Raw genomic sequence first — 15960 nt, 5'->3', positions numbered from 1 at the left:
ACTCTTCACCACTCTTCACCACTCTTCACCCATATTATTTTAGAGGAAAGAATGTCAGAGAGGCAATGGTTCCGTCATAAATGAAGACTAGGCTTTGTCATCAATGAAGACCAGATTTTGGAATGAATGATAGCTGAATCTCGCGAGAAGTGAAGAGTGGTGAAGAGTGGTGAAGAGTGAACCACCACTCTTCACCGCCCACACCCCCAGTGTTTATAGGGGTTTCAGCCGATTTGGTGAAGAGTGAAGAGTAAAAGCGAGAGTAGTCTTTTTACAGATAGTTCAGCTGAATTTTATCTCCCGACGTATCGTTTTGTGCCCGGCAATGGCACAAAGTTGCCCTGGTAAAGGGCAATATCTTGCCATAACCAGGCAGTAAATGGAATAAGGCAAAGAATGCCAATATTCCATTATATGGGGTGTTCTTAAAATGAATTGCAATATGGACAGAAAATTATCAATCAGATTTTATAAAGACCGGGAGGTAAGAGCGGTTTGGGACGGGGAACACAACAAGTGGTGGTTCTCCGTACTGGATATTATTGGTGTATTGAACGAGCAGGATGATTATTCCAAAAACCGTAATTACTGGAAGTATCTGAAGACTAAGCTGAAGAAGGAAAATATTGAGTTGGTTAGTACCACTAACCAACTGAAAATGCAGGCAAAGGATGGTAAGATGTATAAGACAGATGTCCTGGATAACGAAGGTATTATGCTGCTAGCCAGGAACTTTCCTAATAATAAGGCTGCTGACTTTCTGGATTGGTTTACCTATAGCGATAATACCATTGATGGGCAGAGTCGCAAGAAAGCATACACTCTTTTTGAGAGTGAATTGATCAATTCCATTACAGAAGGCTCTGTCAAAGGTTTGCAGCAGATTCATGCTTTCCTCTTTGGTGGTCTATACGATTTTGCAGGACAGATCCGAACTGTGAATATTGCAAAGGGCGGTTTCCAGTTTGCTATGGCGCAATATCTCCCACAAACACTTGCAGGAATCGAACAGATGCCGGAAAGTACGCTGGATGAAATCATCGACAAATACGTAGAAATGAACATCGCTCATCCTTTCCGTGAGGGAAATGGTAGAGCTACGCGCATTTGGCTTGACTTGATATTGAAGCGCAGGCTGAAAAAATGTGTGGATTGGAGCCTTATTGACAAGAATGATTATTTGGCTGCGATGACACAGAGTGTTGTTGATAGCAGTCGCATCAAACAGCTTATTTCCAATGCTTTAACTGATAAGATTGAAGACCGTGAGGTCTTTATGAAGGGCATAGACTATTCTTATTATTATGAGCAGGTGGATGAATAAGTAAGATTAAAAAATAACACGGACAAATTCAATCTGTCCGTGTTATTTTTTTTCTTTGCTTTTTATTTCTATGTTTTCCACCTCGGAACTCATAGACTAGCCATAAAATATAAGTTAGTTTTTTTTACATTACGCTCTAAAGCCCGTATGCCTGCTTTGTTTCTATACTATCGGCAGACTTATCCCGTTGATTTTCTGATAGATGTCGAGTGCATAGATATCCGTCATACCACTGATGTAATCCAATATCGCCATGATTCGCTCCTCCAGATTCTCGTTCTCTATGTCGTACTGGCTGCTTACCCTTCTCAGGAGTTGCTTGGAGTAGAAGCGGGATGGGTTTACGGCAGCATCGATGAATACCTCCATCAGCGTAGCCATGATCTTGTAACCCGAAAGTTCGATGTCGAGAACCGGTTTGCTGGCATAGATTTTCTTGCGGGAAACCTGCGTACATTTCTGATAGGCTTGGCGCTGATGCTCGGCGATATGTTCAATGAGACATCCCTCGAAACTGCCGGCAAGAATTTCCTCTTCGTGATTCCGAAAAACATTGACGCATTCGTTCTCAAGCTTTCCGATTACGCAGGCACGCATGTACACTACCTGTTCGTTTTCATCGGTCAATCCCTCATCCAGGATTCGCTGGCGAATCTTCTGTTGGGTTTCCTCGTCAAAGAATCCCAGCAGTAAGTCTGCAGTCTCCTCGAAGGATAAGATTTTGAGTTTGTGGGAGTCTTCGATGTCCATAATTTCATAACAGATGTCATCAGCTGCTTCTACCATATACACCAGCGGGTGGCGGGCATATTCCAGTGGCTCTCCCGGTTTCGATTTTCTCAGGATTCCCAACTCCTCTGCAACCTTCTGGTAAGATTCGACCTCGGAAGTAAAGAATCCAAACTTGCCGTGCTTCCCTGCCAAACTGCTGGCAAAAGGATATTTCACGATGGCAGCAAGCATAGGATAGGTCATCACGAATCCACCCTGTCGGCGACCTTTAAACTGATGCGTCAGGATTCTGAAGCCGTTGGCATTACCCTCGAAATGGGTGATGTCGTCCCAGAACTCGGCAGAAACTTCATCTTTCAATCCCTGTCCGGCACCCTCGCTGAAGAAAGTCTGGATGGCTTTCTCGCCAGAATGACCGAAGGGAGGATTGCCCAGATCATGCGCCAGGCAGGCAGCACTCACGATGGTTCCGATTTCCTCGAAGAGCGTATCCTTCAGCTCCGGGCGCTTCTGGATGATGTGACGGGAGATATCGTTGCCCAGCGACATACCCACACTTGCCACTTCCAGGCTGTGAGTGAGGCGGTTGTGGACGAAGATGCTTCCCGGAAGAGGGAAGACCTGAGTCTTGTTCTGCAACCGGCGGAAAGCCGAAGAGAAGATGAGTCGGTCGTAATCGCGCTTGAATTCAGAGCGATCGTCGTGGCGTTCGGCGTGCTTATGCTCCTGTCCGAAGCGCTTGTTAGATATGAGTTGGGTCCATTCCATAATCCATCTGTTGTATAAGTGATTCTTACTATCCTTTCATTACTGATGCACAAAAATACATGAAAGTGCGCATAATTCAAAATAAAAAACAATAAATTATATCATTTTCACTTATAAAATGCTATTATTCGCCTAAAAAGCAGTATTTTTGCAGAAAATTCTAGAATTATGTTGAAAGTAAAGATTATCAATAAGGGGCATCAGCCTCTCCCTGCGTTTGCCACACCTCAGAGTGCGGGTATGGATTTGCGTGCTAATATCGATGAGGCTATCGTGCTTCATCCTATGGAGCGCCGACTCGTTCCTACGGGGCTTTTCATGGCATTGCCGGCTGGTTATGAAGCGCAGATAAGACCTCGCAGCGGTCTCGCTCTGAAGCATGGCATCACCGTGCTCAATACTCCGGGTACCATCGATGCCGATTACCGTGGCGAGATTATGGTGCTGCTCATCAACTTCTCACAGCAAGACTTCGTCATCAATGATGGCGAGCGCATCGCCCAAATGGTGCTTGCCAAGCACGAACAGTGCGACTTCATAGAGGTGGAGGAGCTGGATGAAACTGAGCGAGGTGCTGGCGGTTATGGTCATACCGGCGTAAAATAAGATAAGGATTTTTAGATAAGATTTGATAGTGAAGATAGATTTAAGAAATATGGGAGTCTGGGTGACTGTGGTGCTCATCGGCGCCATAGCCTTGCCTTCGCTCGCCCGAAAAAAGAAGATGCAGCCTGTTGGTCAGCAACAGCAGACTGTAAGGGTGGATTCGCTTTCTCCAAACAACCGTAAGCGATATGATTACTTCTTGACTGAGGCAGCTCGCCAGCATGCAGCTGGCAACTATTCTGCCGCCTTCGATCTCTACGAACACGCCCGGAACATCGATCCTAACTCGGCAACGGCAAATTATTATCTGTCTCTCTATTTGACCGAGATGAAGCAGGATTCGCTGGGTCTTCTGCGATTGCAGAAGGCGATAGAGCAGGAGCCTGAGAACCTGATTTTTGCAGAGCGACTCGCCCAATACTATATCAGCAAGGGAAAATACGAGGATGCCATCAATGCCTACGAGGCTGTTTATGCCAAGAACCATAGCAATACGGATGTGCTCCGCGTGTTGGCGCAGCTCTATCAGCAGCAGAAGAACTTCAAGATGATGCTCAATACCGTCAGCCGTCTGGAGACCGAAGAAGGTGAGAGCGAGCAGTTTACACTCACCAAGATGCGTATCCATGAGATGATGGATGACAAGAAGGCTGCCTATAACGAACTGAAGTCGCTTGTAGAACAGCATCCTCTGGATATGCAGTATAAAACCATGCTGGGCAACTGGCTGATGCAGCACGACCGTCAGAAGGAAGCGTTCAAGTACTTCACCGATGTGCTGAAGGAAGAGCCGGATAATTCCTATGCCCAGATGTCGCTATATGATTATTACAATGCCACCAGGCAGGCGGATCTGGCGAATGGCATGCTCGATAAGATTCTGATGAGTCAGAAGACGGATACCCAGACCAAGATCATGATGTTCCGTTCCTTCATCCAGAACAATGAAACCGAAGACGGCGACTCTACCAAGGTCATCGCCCTCTTCGATAAGGTGCTCAATGTGCCACAGCCTTCTTCTGAGATAGCCGAGGTGCGTGCCGCCTACATGAGTTTGAAGAAGATGCCGACCGACTCTGTGATTTCTGCCTTCAAAAAGGTGCTTGATATCGCTCCAGACAATGCCAATGCGCGCATCCAGACCATTCAGCTGCTCTGGAATCAGAAGAAATATCATGAGGTGATCGAGCAGGCGAAAGCTGCCCACGAATACAATCCGGAAGAGATGATCTTCTATTATTTCGGAGGTATGGCTTACTATCAGAATAAGGACGAAGATGCGGCACTCAATGAGTTCCGGCTGGGTGTAGCTCAGGTGAATAAACTCTCTGCCAACGACCTGGTTTCTGATCTCTATGCCGTGATGGGCGACATCCTGCATCAGAAGAATCAGAAGGATGCAGCCTTTGCAGCCTATGATTCCTGTCTGCAGTGGAAAGCCGACAACGTAATGGCGCTCAACAACTACGCCTACTATCTGAGCGAGGAAGGCAAGGACCTGCACAAGGCTGAGGCGATGAGCTACAAGACCATCAAGCTGGAACCGAACAATGGTACCTATCTTGATACCTACGCCTGGATTCTGTTTATGGAAGAGCGTTATGTAGATGCCAAGACCTACATCGATGCGGCTCTCAAGAACCGGGATTCTACCGAGAATAACAGTACGGTATTGGAGCACGCCGGCGATATTTACGCCATGAACGGTATGGTGAATGAGGCTGTCGGCTACTGGAAGCAGGCCTTGGATGACGACCATCAGACCGAGATCCTGAAATGGAAGATAGAAAATAAGCAATATATTTCCGAGGAAGAATTCCAACGCAAGAAGAACCCTGCAGCTGCTGAGCTCAAGAAATCGAAAGTGGCAGGCAAGTCTGCGGGTAAAAAGAATAAGAAAGGTAAAAAGAAGTAATGAATATGAAGAAGATGAATATGGCAGTAGCTGCTGCGGCACTCCTGCTGATGGCTTCCTGCGGCACTACCAAGAAGATGGAAGGAGCTGGAAAGGTGAATGCCAATGATAAGAAGACCGAGACAAAGGCTGATCAGTCGGCTGCGCTCAAGAATCTGGCTTTTGTCCAGAAAGTATCGGATAATCAGGTTTATACCAATAATATTGTGGGCAATATGAATTTCAATCTGCAGGCTGCAGATAAGGACATTACCGTGCCGGGCAAGTTGAGTATGCGCAAGGATGAGGTAATCCGCATCCAGCTCTTCATCCCTATCCTGGGTACAGAAGTGGGAAGACTGGAATTCACCCCTAACTATGTGCTGATCATCGACCGCCTTCACAAGGAATACATCAAGGCAGATTATACCCAGGTGGATTTCCTGAAGAAGCAGGGTGTGAGCTTCTATTCTCTCCAGGCACTCTTCTGGAACCAGTTGCTCGTGCCTGGAACCAAGAAGGTGACAGATGCAGACCTGAAGAAGTTCTCTGCCAACCTGGATGCTGTAGGAGAGAATGTGCCTGTAGCTCTGCAATATGGCAAACTGAACTATACCTGGACAGCCAACCGTAATTCGGGCAGAATCACCGAGGCCAATGTGGTGTATCAGGACAGAAGCACCAGCGCAGCCAAGCTCAATCTGAAATACAGCAATTTCAAGAGCGTGGGCGTGAAGATGTTCCCGGCTACCCAGAATCTTACGCTCTCTGCTATGGTGAACAACAAGCCTCAGGTAGTGAAGATCAACATCGATATGAAGAGCGTGAAGACCGACAGTAAATGGGAGGCACAGACCGAAGTGTCTGACAAGTACAAGAAGGTGGCTCCAGAGGATGTACTCGGCAAACTGATGAGTATGTAGTGCTTGTCGCGAAAGAAAACAATGAAATCATGTATTGAATAATGAAGCGAATTATATTTTTCCTATTGGCAATCATGTTCTCGCTTGCTCCCTATGCGCAGAAAACGGTGCATAAGAAGCCGGTGAAGAAAACCGCTGTTGCCAATCGTAAACATCAGGCTCAAAGAAAACCGGCGGCTCGCCGTGCCAAGGCACCTACCAAGGCAGAACGCCGTGCTGCTACCTATAGCAATGCTTCTATCAGAGGATTGCAGGGGCAGCGTGCCGATATCCAGCGAAGAATCAGGGAGCAGGAGCAGGCTTTGCGCAAGAACAAGGCTGACGTGAAGAAGCGCCTGGAAGACCTGATGACGCTGAATGGCGAAATAGACCAGAGTCAGAAGAAGATTGAAGGTATCGAGAAGGATATTCATCATATTAATGGAAACATCGGTATCCTGCAGGCGCAGCTGAAGACTCTTCAGCAGCAGTTGCAGGATAGAAAGAACAAGTATATCCGTTCTATGCGATATATGAGCCGGCATCATACGGTGCAGGACAAGCTGATGTTTATCTTCAGTGCCAAGAACCTGACCCAGATGTACCGCCGTCTCTCGTTCATCCGCCAGTACTCTTCTTATCAGAAGGTGCAGGGCGAGGCTGTAAAGGCTAAGCAGCAGCAGGTGAACGATAAGCACAAGCAGTTGCAGAATGTAAAGGGGCATAAGAATACCTTATTATATAAGGGCAAGCAGGAGAAGACCGTGCTCGAAGGCAAGCAGACCCAGCAGCAGGAGATGGTACACGGACTGCAGAAGCAGCAGAAGACCATTCAGGCAGTCATCGCCGACCAGCGCCAGAAGGATGCAGCCATCAATGCTCAGATCGACCGTCTGATCCAGCAGGAAGTAGCCAAGGCTCGTGCCCGTGCTGCTGCCGAGGCTAAGCGCAAGGCAGCAGCAGCCGCTGCTGCCAAGAAGCGTGCTGAGGAACTGGCGCGTAAGAAAGCTGCTGCTGAGGCTGCTGCAAGGGAGAATGCCCGTCGTATTGCTGAAGCTAAGGCTCGTGAGGCAGCTGCAGAGGCTGCAAGAAGAAAGGCTGCCGAGGAGGCTCGTGCTGCTGCCGAGGCTGCTAGAAAGGCGCAGGAAGAAGCCGCTGCCCAGGCTGAGGCGAAGGCTAAAGCAAAGGCGCAGGCTAAGGCCCGTGCTGCTGCCGAAGCTGCCCAGCGTGCTGCCGCAGAACAGGCGGCTCGTGAAGCTGCTGCCGAACAGGCGGCTAAGAAGGCGGAAGCTGACCGCAAGGCTGCTGAGCTGAAAGCCAAGGCGGATGAGGAGCGTCAGGTCCGTGAGATTGCTGCTGCCAAGAAGGAGGCGCAGGAAGCGTCAACCTTGAGTTCGGTAGATAGAATGTTGAGTGGTGGATTCGAGGCAAACCGTGGCAGATTGCCTATGCCTATCAGCGGCGGTTATCGCATCGTGAGCCATTTCGGTCAGTATAACGTGCAGGGTTTGAAGGGTGTTAGGCTTGATAACAAGGGTATCAACATCCAGGGTAAGCCGGGTTGTGTGGCTCGCAGCATCTACGATGGTGAGGTGAGTGCCGTCTTCGGATATGGTGGTATGTGGAATGTCCTGGTTCGCCATGGTGCCTACATCTCGGTATATTGCAACCTGAAATCTGTCAGCGTACATAAGGGTCAGAAGGTTAGTACCCGTCAGACTTTGGGTAGTGTAGGCTCTGATAACATCCTACAGTTCCAGCTTTGCAAGGAGACTGCAAAACTCAATCCTGAGGCTTGGCTGGGAAGATAAAATACAGGAATTATCAAGGTTAACTGTATAGGCAGATAGAGGAAACCCTCTTAGATGGCAGCGCCATCTAAGAGGGTTTCGTATTTTGCAATGGCATCGCGTATTTCGCTGATGCGGATAAACTCGTTGGCAGAATGGGAGCGGGAAGATTCGCCCGGCCCCAGCTTGAAGGAAGGGAAATGCATCAATGCCTGATCGCTGAGGGTAGGACTGCCGAATGGTTTCATACCCATAGCTACACATTTCCTGATAAGAGGATGCTCCGGGTCGATACGGGATGACTTCAGGCGGAAACTGTGTGCCTTTACCTCGCTCTTGAGGTGCTGGCGGATCAACTCGTAAACCTCCTCGTTGTCGTAAAACTCGTTGGTTCGGATATCCACAAGCATCGTGCACTTATCCGGAATCACATTATGCTGGGTTCCGGCATTCACCACGGTGAGCGTCATCTTGGTAGGACCCAGAAATTCGCTTACCTTCTCGAATTTGTAATCACGAATCCAGCGCATGTCATCCAGTGCCTCGTAGATCGCATTCACTCCTTCGTTTCTTGCCGCATGGCCACTCTTGCCATGAGCAATAACATCCAGCACCATCAGTCCCTTTTCGGCTACGGCAGGGTTCATGCCTGTAGGTTCTCCCACAATGGCAAGATCGATGTGTGGAAGCAAGGGCAGGGCACGTGTGATGCCATCCTTTCCCGAAACCTCTTCTTCGGCGGAAGCCAGATAAATCAGGTTGTAGCTCTGCGGCTTCTCCGTCAGCATTCGGAAAATCTGGAGAAGGGAACACAATCCGCCACCGCAGTCGTTACTACCCAGTCCATAAAGCACGCCATCTTCTACATCTGGAGAAAAAGGATCGCGACTCCACGAAGCCACGGGCTTCACGGTGTCGATATGGGCATTGAGCAGCAAGGTAGGACGGCTCTCATCGTAGTGCGGGTCGATAATCCAGAGGTTGTTTGCCTCGCGCTGCGGTTCGAAACCATAGCTGCGGATGGTCTGCTCCATGATGTCGGCAGCATCTTTTTCGTTGCGGCTTACCGATGGAGTGGCAATCAGCTTTTTGAGCAGTTGCACCGCATCGCTAACATATTGTTCCTGTGTCATCATAATCTCTCTTTTTAATGTTTTGGGGACAAAGTTACGAAAAAAAGAGCATATAAAGTGGAAAAACCAACATTTTATTTTGTGTTCTTAACAATTTCTATTATCTTTGCACCAATATTATAATACTAAGCTTATGCAAATTAATAGTCATCTTTCGGTTCTGGTTCATGACCTTGCTAAGAAGTGGGGAGATAAGCCTGCGCTTACCTTCAGGAAGTTTGGTAGTGACCAGTGGCAAACGGTTTCATTCAATCAGTTTTCCCTAAGAGTGAAACAAGTGAGCAATGCCCTCCTCAATCTTGGGGCTAAACCACAAGACAAAATCGCTGTCTTCTCACAGAACTGTGTGCATTATCTGTACACCGATTTTGGTGCATATGGTATCAGAGTAATCTCCGTTCCTTTCTATGCCAACAGCAGTGAGCAGCAGATTCAATATATGATTAATGATGCCCAGATTCGCTTTCTCTTCGTTGGCGAACAGGAGCAGTATGACAAGGCACATCGTATCTTTGCCCTCTGCCCATCCCTGGAGCGCATCATCATCTTCGATTCCAGTGTACGCATCAGTACACACGATCCTGCAGCCCTCTATTTCAAGGACTTTCTGAAGTTGGGTGAGAATCTTCCACGTCAGACCGAAGTGGAGGAACTCTACAATCAGGCAAGTATGGATGATTTGGCCAACATCCTCTATACCAGTGGAACTACCGGTGATAGCAAGGGCGTTATGCTGACCTATAGTCAGTATTCAGCTGCTTTGAAGGCAAACAATGAGTGCATTCCTGTTACCGAGAAGGATCGTGTCATAGATTTCCTTCCATTCACCCATATCTTTGAGCGTGGATGGGCATATCTCTGCTTGAGTGAGGGTGCCCAGCTCATCATCAATACCTATCCACAGGAAATTCAGGAAAGTATGCGCGAGATGCATCCTACCTGTATGAGTAGCGTACCACGTTTCTGGGAGAAGGTGTATATCGCCGTGAAGGCTAAGATGGATGATGCCGGTCCTATTCAGAAGAAGCTTTTCTACCATGCTCTGGCAGTGGGTAGGAAGCGCAATATCGAGTATATTGCCAACTGCAAGCGCCCTCCTTTGGCTTTGGAGCTGGAATATAAGATTGTCAACAAGACTATCCTGAGCATCGTGCGCAAGCAGTTGGGCTTGGATAATCCTAATATCTTCCCTACGGCAGGCGCTTACGTAAGTCCTGAGGTGGAGGAATTCGTACATGCCATCGGTATCAATATGGTGGTGGGTTATGGCTTGACAGAGAGTCTTGCTACCGTATCTTGCGATCATCTCGACAAGAAGCACAGCCTGGGTTCTGTGGGTCGTCCTATCTCCTGCATTCAGGTCAAGATCGGTGAGGATAACGAGGTGCTCCTCAAGGGACCTACCATCACTCCAGGATATTATCATCGCGATACCACCAATGCCAAGGCCTTCGATAAGGATGGATTCTTCCATACCGGTGATGCCGGCTATATGAAGGATGGTGAGCTTTACCTCACCGAGCGTATCAAGGATTTGTTCAAGACTTCGAATGGTAAATATATCGCTCCGCAGCAGGTGGAGTCTTTGCTCCTGGTGGATAAGTTCATCGATCAGGTGGCAGTCATCGCCGACCAGCGCAAGTTCGTATCAGCCCTCGTTGTACCTGAGTTCCGCCTCGTAGAAGATTGGGCTCGTGAGCATCATATCGCCTTCGCCTGTCGTGAGGACCTGTGTGCCAACGAGAAGGTGCAGAAGATGTTGATGGACCGCATCCAGATTCTTCAGCAGCACTTGGCTTATTATGAGCAGATCAAGCGTATCACCCTCCTGGCTCACCATTTCTCTATGGAGTCGGGAGAGTTGACCAATACATTGAAGATTCGCCGTCCTATCATCAACAAGAACTATAAGGCGGAGATTGACAAGATGTATGAGGAATAATGGTTTTACTTTAAAATTCAAAGTTAATGATTACAGCTGACCAGTTGAAAGATGTGATGGACAGAGCCGATGCTCTCCATCATTATCTCAATATCGACCAGAAGAAAGTAGAATTCGAGGAGGAGCAGCTCCGCACCCAGGCTCCTGACTTTTGGGAAGACCCAAAGTATGCGCAGGAACAGATGAAGAAGGTGAAGAGCATCCAGAAATGGCTCGATGGCTATAAGACCGTGCGCCTTTATGCCGATGAATTAAAGCTCGCCTTCGATTTCTATAAGGACGAAATGGTGACCGAGGAAGAGGTGGATGCCGATTACGGCAAGGCTATCAAGGCCATCGAAGACCTGGAGTTGAAGAACATGCTTCGCCAGAAGGAAGATCCGATGGACTGCGTGCTCAAGATCAATTCCGGTGCCGGTGGTACGGAAAGTCAGGATTGGGCTCAGATGCTGATGCGTATGTATATGCGCTGGGCTGAAGCTCATGGCTACAAGGTAACCATCACTGATATGCAGGAAGGCGATGAGGCTGGTATCAAGAGCGTGACGATGACCATCGAGGGCGGCGAGTTTGCCTATGGTTATCTGAAGAGCGAGAATGGTGTGCATCGTCTGGTGCGTGTTTCTCCTTTCAATGCTCAGGGCAAGCGAATGACCAGTTTTGCCAGTGTCTTTGTTACTCCGCTGGTGGATGATACCATCGAGGTGTATGTAGATCCTGCCAAGCTCTCCTGGGATACTTTCCGTTCGAGTGGTGCCGGTGGTCAGAATGTAAATAAGGTGGAGTCGGGTGTCCGTCTGCGTTATTGGTACACAGATCCTGATACGGGCGAGGAGGAAGAAATCCTCATCGAGAACACCGAGACCCGCGACCAGCCGAAGAACCGTGCCAAGGCATTGTTGCTCTTGAAGAGTCAACTCTACGACCGCGCCATGAAGAAGCGCCTCGAAGCCAAGGCGAAGATAGAGGCTGGCAAGAAGAAGATAGAATGGGGAAGCCAGATTAGAAGCTATGTCTTCGACGATCGTCGTGTGAAAGACCATCGTACCAACTATCAGACCTCTGATGTGGATGGCGTGATGGACGGCAAGATAGATGATTTCATCAAGGCATACCTGATGGAATTCCCAACTACCGATGACGAACAATAGAATTATAACAACCTAAAAATAAGATAACTATGAGTGGAAATAAAGATTTAAGAAGAGCCAAGCATGAGGCTTATCAGAAGAAACAGGCTGCCAAGGGCGAGAAAGTAGTAAAGTGGATTTTCATCTCTTTGATAGCACTGGGTGCTCTCTTTGCCATCTATGCAGCTTCTATAGCTTAATAAACTTCTATCGCATAAAAAGAGTAAGAAATGAGTGGATTGGAAATAGAAAGAAAATTCCTCGTCAAGAAGGGCGACGCTTACAAAAGCGCCGCCTTTTCTAGTAGTCATATCCAGCAGGGATATATTCCGGCTGAAGGGGCTACGGTGCGTGTTCGCACCCGAGACGACAAGGCTTACCTTACCATCAAGGGTAAGTCGGTGAATGGCGGAATGACCCGCTATGAGTTTGAGAAGGAGATTACCATGGACGAGGCGCAGCATCTCCTGCAACTTTGTCAGGGAGGTGTGATTGATAAGCGCCGCTATCTCGTGAAAAGCGGTAATCATATCTTCGAGGTGGATGAGTTTTATGGTGACAACGAAGGCTTGGTGATGGCGGAGGTAGAGCTGGAAAGCGAGACCGAAGCTTACGAGAAACCGGATTTCATCGATCGCGAAGTAACAGGCGACAAACGCTTCTATAATTCGCATCTTTTGACAAATCCATTCTATAAATGGCGTGATTCGCTATGAAATTGTATAATTATTTAAGATTTTGCATAATTTACTTTCGATTTATACGCTTATTTGGATTATTTTTTATAATTTTGCAGCATCAAAGAACTGAAGCGTTAAGAAAGATATAATAGCGCTGTGAGTTTGATGTGAAATAATAAAGGAGAATCTAAGTTTTAAAAAGAAATAATATAGTAATAATAAGGAGAAAGTAAAGGAAATGGCAGATTCAAATAGAGGTAGTTTTGGTAGCAAGTTGGGAATGATTCTTGCTACCGCTGGTGGCGCTGTAGGTTTGGGTAACGTATGGCGCTTCCCCTATATGGCTGGTCAGGAAGGTGGCGCAGCCTTTATCTTGGTGTACATCGGAAGCGTGCTTTTGCTCGGCATCCCTTGTATGATTTCGGAGTTTGTCATCGGTCGCCATGGTGCTTCCAATACAGCTCGCGCCTACACAAAGCTTGCCAATGGTACAGCCTGGAAGTGGGTGGGATTTCTGGAAGTGCTCACGGGTTTCCTGATTACGGGTTATTATGCCGTGGTTTCGGGTTGGTGCCTTCAGTATGTGTATGCCAGCATTATTGGCGAACTGCATGGTGATGCCAATTATGTGACTCAGTATTTCCAGGAGTTTGCTGCCGATCCGTTCCGTCCTGTATTGTGGACGGTGGTTATTTTCCTGATTTGTCATTTCGTGATTATCCATGGTGTTCGTGGCGGTATCGAAAAGGCATCCAAGGTGATGATGCCGCTGCTTTTCATCCTGCTGCTCATCATCGTTGTGGCTTCCTGCCTGTTGCCTGATGCGGGCAAGGGTGTGGAGTTCCTGCTCAAGCCTGATTTTGGAAAGGTAGATCGCAATGTGTTCCTCAATGCTTTGGGACAGTCGTTCTATTCCATGAGTATCGGTATGGGCTGCATCTGTACCTATGCATCTTATTTCAGTCGCCAGACTAATCTCTTTAAGTCGGCATTGCAGATTTCAGTCATCGACTTGCTGGTTGCAGTATTGGCGGGTCTGATGATTTTCCCTGCAGCCTTCTCTGTAGGCATTTCGCCGGATAGTGGTCCATCGCTCATCTTCATCACTTTGCCGAATGTCTTCAATAAGGCGTTTGCGGCACTTCCTGTATTGGGATGGATTATCTCCCTGCTGTTCTATGTGCTTCTGTCAGTGGCAGCATTGACCTCTCTGATGTCGCTGCACGAGGTGAATACTTCGTTCTTCTACGAGGAGTTGAAGATCGACCGTAAGAAGGGTGCTTGGATTGTAACCATCTCCTGTGCCGTCATTGGTGCATTCTGTTCGTTCTCATTGGGAGCTACCGACAAGCTTTCCTGGTTTGGCAAGACGCTTTTCGATTGGTTTGATTTCATCACCGGACAGGTTTTCCTTCCAATGGCAGGCTTGCTTACTTGTCTGTTCCTGGGATGGTATGTGCCAAAGAAGATTTTGAAGGATGAGTTTACCAATTGGGGAACCTTGAAGGGCCGCCTCTTTGGCATCTATTTCTTCCTGATTAAGTTCGTGTGCCCTATCCTCATCTTGCTGGTGTTCTTAAACCAGTTTGAAGTTTTGTGATAATCGGAGTTTGGACGTAAGGTATATATAATATTAAGGTATATATAAAATAAGGTGTAGTTCTTCAATAAACATAGATCCTACACATTTAACATTAACATAATGGAAACAAGAGGAAATTTCGGAAGCAAGTTAGGCATTATTCTCGCCACGGCGGGATCTGCCGTAGGATTGGGAAACATTTGGCGTTTCCCATATATGACTGGTCAGAATGGTGGCGCAGCCTTCATCCTGATTTATTTAGTCTGCATCATTCTGCTGGGTTTGCCGGGTATGCTGAGCGAATTTATCATCGGTCGTCATTCTGCATCCAATGCAGCCCGTGCTTATACCAATCTGGGTAAGCACAAGGCGTGGGGTGCCTTGGGATTGATGGGCATCATCACTTCCATGATCATCCTCGGATTTTATTCCGTAGTGGCAGGCTGGTGTTTGCAGTATCTTTATGCAAGTATCATCGGCGGCGTGCATGGTGATCCGGAGTATGTGAAGAACTATTTCCAGACCTTCGCATCCGATCCGATTCGTCCTGTATTATGGGCTTTGGGCTTTATCCTGCTCACTCACATGGTGGTGGTTCGTGGTGTTCGCAACGGTATTGAAAAGGCATCCAAGATCTTGATGCCGCTGCTTTTCATCCTGCTGGTGATCATCGTGATTGCTTCCTGTTCATTGCCGGGAGCGATCAAGGGAGTGGAGTTCCTGCTGAAGCCGGATTTCAGCAAGGTAGATGAGAATGTGCTGCTCGAGGCTTTGGGACAGGCTTTCTTCTCGCTGAGTATGGGTACGGCATGTCTTTGCACCTACGCTTCTTACTTCAACCGACAGACGAATCTCTTGAAATCAGCCACTCAGATTGTAACCATCGATACGCTCATAGCCGTATTGGCAGGATTGATGATCTTCCCTGCAGCTTTCTCTGTGGGAGTTCAGCCGGATAGTGGTCCGTCGCTTATCTTCATCACCCTGCCTAATGTTTTCCAGCAGGCTTTTGGCAATATGCCGGTGGTTAGTTACATCATCTCTGTATTGTTCTATGGCTTGTTGGTGCTGGCTGCTCTTACCTCTACCATCTCGATGCACGAGATTGGTACCGCCTTTATTTATGAAGAGGGCAAGGTAAGTCGTGCGAAGGGAGCCTGGGTTGAGACGATAGTCTGTGGTATTATCGCAGTATTCTGTTCCCTTTCTCAGGGAGCGGTAGAGGGATTGGGCTTCTTCGGTAAGGATTTCCTCTCCAACTGTGATAATTTGACGGCGCAGCTTCTGATGCCGTTGTCTTCGTTCATCACCTGCCTGTTCCTGGGCTGGTATGTACCAAAGAAGATTGTACGTGATGAATTCACCAACTGGAATACGGTAAGTGGAAAACTTTTCCCTATCTTCCTCTTTACCATCCGATTCATCTGTCCAATCTGCATCTTCCTGATCTTCCTGCATCAGTTTGGAATCATCTAGT

General features: G+C 47.8%; 13 protein-coding genes. 11 read left to right on the top strand and 2 right to left on the bottom strand.

Features of this window, described 5'->3' with window-relative positions:
- Positions 1-442: 442 nt before the first annotated feature.
- Entirely contained in the window at positions 443-1324 is an 882-nt protein-coding gene (gene fic / locus AAAT87_RS00135; protein WP_349225286.1) for a protein adenylyltransferase Fic, read from the top strand.
- A 162-nt stretch (positions 1325-1486) separates the two neighbouring features.
- Here fic and AAAT87_RS00130 read toward each other — a convergent pair whose 3' ends face one another.
- Positions 1487-2824, bottom strand: coding sequence for a deoxyguanosinetriphosphate triphosphohydrolase (locus tag AAAT87_RS00130; RefSeq protein WP_349225285.1), 1338 nt, complete (start codon positions 2822-2824; stop codon positions 1487-1489).
- 168 nt (positions 2825-2992) lie between these two features.
- Between AAAT87_RS00130 and dut the strand changes: the two genes are divergently transcribed.
- The 4 genes from dut to AAAT87_RS00110 are packed head-to-tail and all read left to right on the top strand — an operon-like array spanning position 2993 to position 8037.
- Entirely contained in the window at positions 2993-3430 is a 438-nt protein-coding gene (dut, locus tag AAAT87_RS00125) for a dUTP diphosphatase (protein ID WP_153090702.1), read from the top strand.
- A 28-nt stretch (positions 3431-3458) separates the two neighbouring features.
- Positions 3459-5345 (top strand): tetratricopeptide repeat protein, encoded by a 1887-nt coding sequence (locus tag AAAT87_RS00120; protein ID WP_349225284.1) that lies wholly within the window; start codon positions 3459-3461, stop codon positions 5343-5345.
- 5 nt (positions 5346-5350) lie between these two features.
- Entirely contained in the window at positions 5351-6247 is an 897-nt protein-coding gene (gene lolB1 / locus AAAT87_RS00115) for a lipoprotein insertase outer membrane protein LolB1 (protein WP_295024431.1), read from the top strand.
- A 41-nt stretch (positions 6248-6288) separates the two neighbouring features.
- Positions 6289-8037, top strand: a complete 1749-nt coding sequence (locus AAAT87_RS00110) for a murein hydrolase activator EnvC family protein (RefSeq protein ID WP_349225283.1) — start codon at positions 6289-6291, stop codon at positions 8035-8037.
- A 50-nt stretch (positions 8038-8087) separates the two neighbouring features.
- Here the strand turns inward: AAAT87_RS00110 and AAAT87_RS00105 are convergent, their stop codons facing one another.
- On the bottom strand, positions 8088-9152 hold the full coding sequence (locus tag AAAT87_RS00105) for a M20 family metallo-hydrolase (RefSeq protein WP_349225282.1): 1065 nt from the start codon (positions 9150-9152) through the stop codon (positions 8088-8090).
- A 130-nt stretch (positions 9153-9282) separates the two neighbouring features.
- On the opposite strand from AAAT87_RS00105, the gene AAAT87_RS00100 reads away from it, so the two are divergent.
- The 6 genes from AAAT87_RS00100 to AAAT87_RS00075 all read left to right on the top strand — a co-directional run bounded on the left by AAAT87_RS00100 (position 9283) and on the right by AAAT87_RS00075 (position 15959).
- Positions 9283-11091, top strand: coding sequence for an AMP-dependent synthetase/ligase (locus AAAT87_RS00100; RefSeq protein ID WP_349225281.1), 1809 nt, complete (start codon positions 9283-9285; stop codon positions 11089-11091).
- Between the two features lie 26 nt (positions 11092-11117).
- Complete coding sequence (prfB, locus tag AAAT87_RS00095; protein WP_117662464.1) at positions 11118-12242, top strand: peptide chain release factor 2; 1125 nt, start codon at positions 11118-11120, stop codon at positions 12240-12242.
- 29 nt (positions 12243-12271) lie between these two features.
- Positions 12272-12421 (top strand): hypothetical protein, encoded by a 150-nt coding sequence (locus AAAT87_RS00090; RefSeq protein WP_176425554.1) that lies wholly within the window; start codon positions 12272-12274, stop codon positions 12419-12421.
- Between the two features lie 30 nt (positions 12422-12451).
- The gene (locus AAAT87_RS00085) at positions 12452-12937 is read left to right on the top strand and encodes a CYTH domain-containing protein (protein ID WP_089544070.1); all 486 of its coding nucleotides are present in this window, start codon (positions 12452-12454) and stop codon (positions 12935-12937) included.
- A 202-nt stretch (positions 12938-13139) separates the two neighbouring features.
- Positions 13140-14501, top strand: coding sequence for a sodium-dependent transporter (locus AAAT87_RS00080; protein WP_298531233.1), 1362 nt, complete (start codon positions 13140-13142; stop codon positions 14499-14501).
- Positions 14502-14603: 102 nt separating this feature from the next.
- Positions 14604-15959, top strand: coding sequence for a sodium-dependent transporter (locus AAAT87_RS00075; RefSeq protein WP_349225280.1), 1356 nt, complete (start codon positions 14604-14606; stop codon positions 15957-15959).
- Position 15960 lies beyond the last annotated feature (1 nt).

Origin of the sequence: Segatella sinensis (genome assembly GCF_040095255.1) — a bacterium.
GTDB classification, from domain to species: Bacteria; Bacteroidota; Bacteroidia; order Bacteroidales; family Bacteroidaceae; genus Prevotella; species Prevotella sinensis.
This window is presented reverse-complemented; position numbering and strand designations above follow the sequence as displayed.

Excerpts from the sequence above, each read along its gene's own strand:
- AAAT87_RS00075 (WP_349225280.1), top strand. The coding sequence starts at position 14,604 with ATGGAAACAAGAGGAAATTTCGGAAGCAAGTTAGGCATTATTCTCGCC.
- AAAT87_RS00100 (WP_349225281.1), top strand. The coding sequence starts at position 9,283 with ATGCAAATTAATAGTCATCTTTCGGTTCTGGTTCATGACCTTGCTAAG.
- AAAT87_RS00085 (WP_089544070.1), top strand. The coding sequence starts at position 12,452 with ATGAGTGGATTGGAAATAGAAAGAAAATTCCTCGTCAAGAAGGGCGAC.
- dut (WP_153090702.1), top strand. The coding sequence starts at position 2,993 with ATGTTGAAAGTAAAGATTATCAATAAGGGGCATCAGCCTCTCCCTGCG.
- prfB (WP_117662464.1), top strand. The coding sequence starts at position 11,118 with ATGATTACAGCTGACCAGTTGAAAGATGTGATGGACAGAGCCGATGCT.
- AAAT87_RS00130 (WP_349225285.1), bottom strand. The coding sequence starts at position 2,824 with ATGGAATGGACCCAACTCATATCTAACAAGCGCTTCGGACAGGAGCAT.
- lolB1 (WP_295024431.1), top strand. The coding sequence starts at position 5,351 with ATGAAGAAGATGAATATGGCAGTAGCTGCTGCGGCACTCCTGCTGATG.
- fic (WP_349225286.1), top strand. The coding sequence starts at position 443 with ATGGACAGAAAATTATCAATCAGATTTTATAAAGACCGGGAGGTAAGA.
- AAAT87_RS00080 (WP_298531233.1), top strand. The coding sequence starts at position 13,140 with ATGGCAGATTCAAATAGAGGTAGTTTTGGTAGCAAGTTGGGAATGATT.
- AAAT87_RS00110 (WP_349225283.1), top strand. The coding sequence starts at position 6,289 with ATGAAGCGAATTATATTTTTCCTATTGGCAATCATGTTCTCGCTTGCT.
- AAAT87_RS00090 (WP_176425554.1), top strand. The coding sequence starts at position 12,272 with ATGAGTGGAAATAAAGATTTAAGAAGAGCCAAGCATGAGGCTTATCAG.
- AAAT87_RS00105 (WP_349225282.1), bottom strand. The coding sequence starts at position 9,152 with ATGATGACACAGGAACAATATGTTAGCGATGCGGTGCAACTGCTCAAA.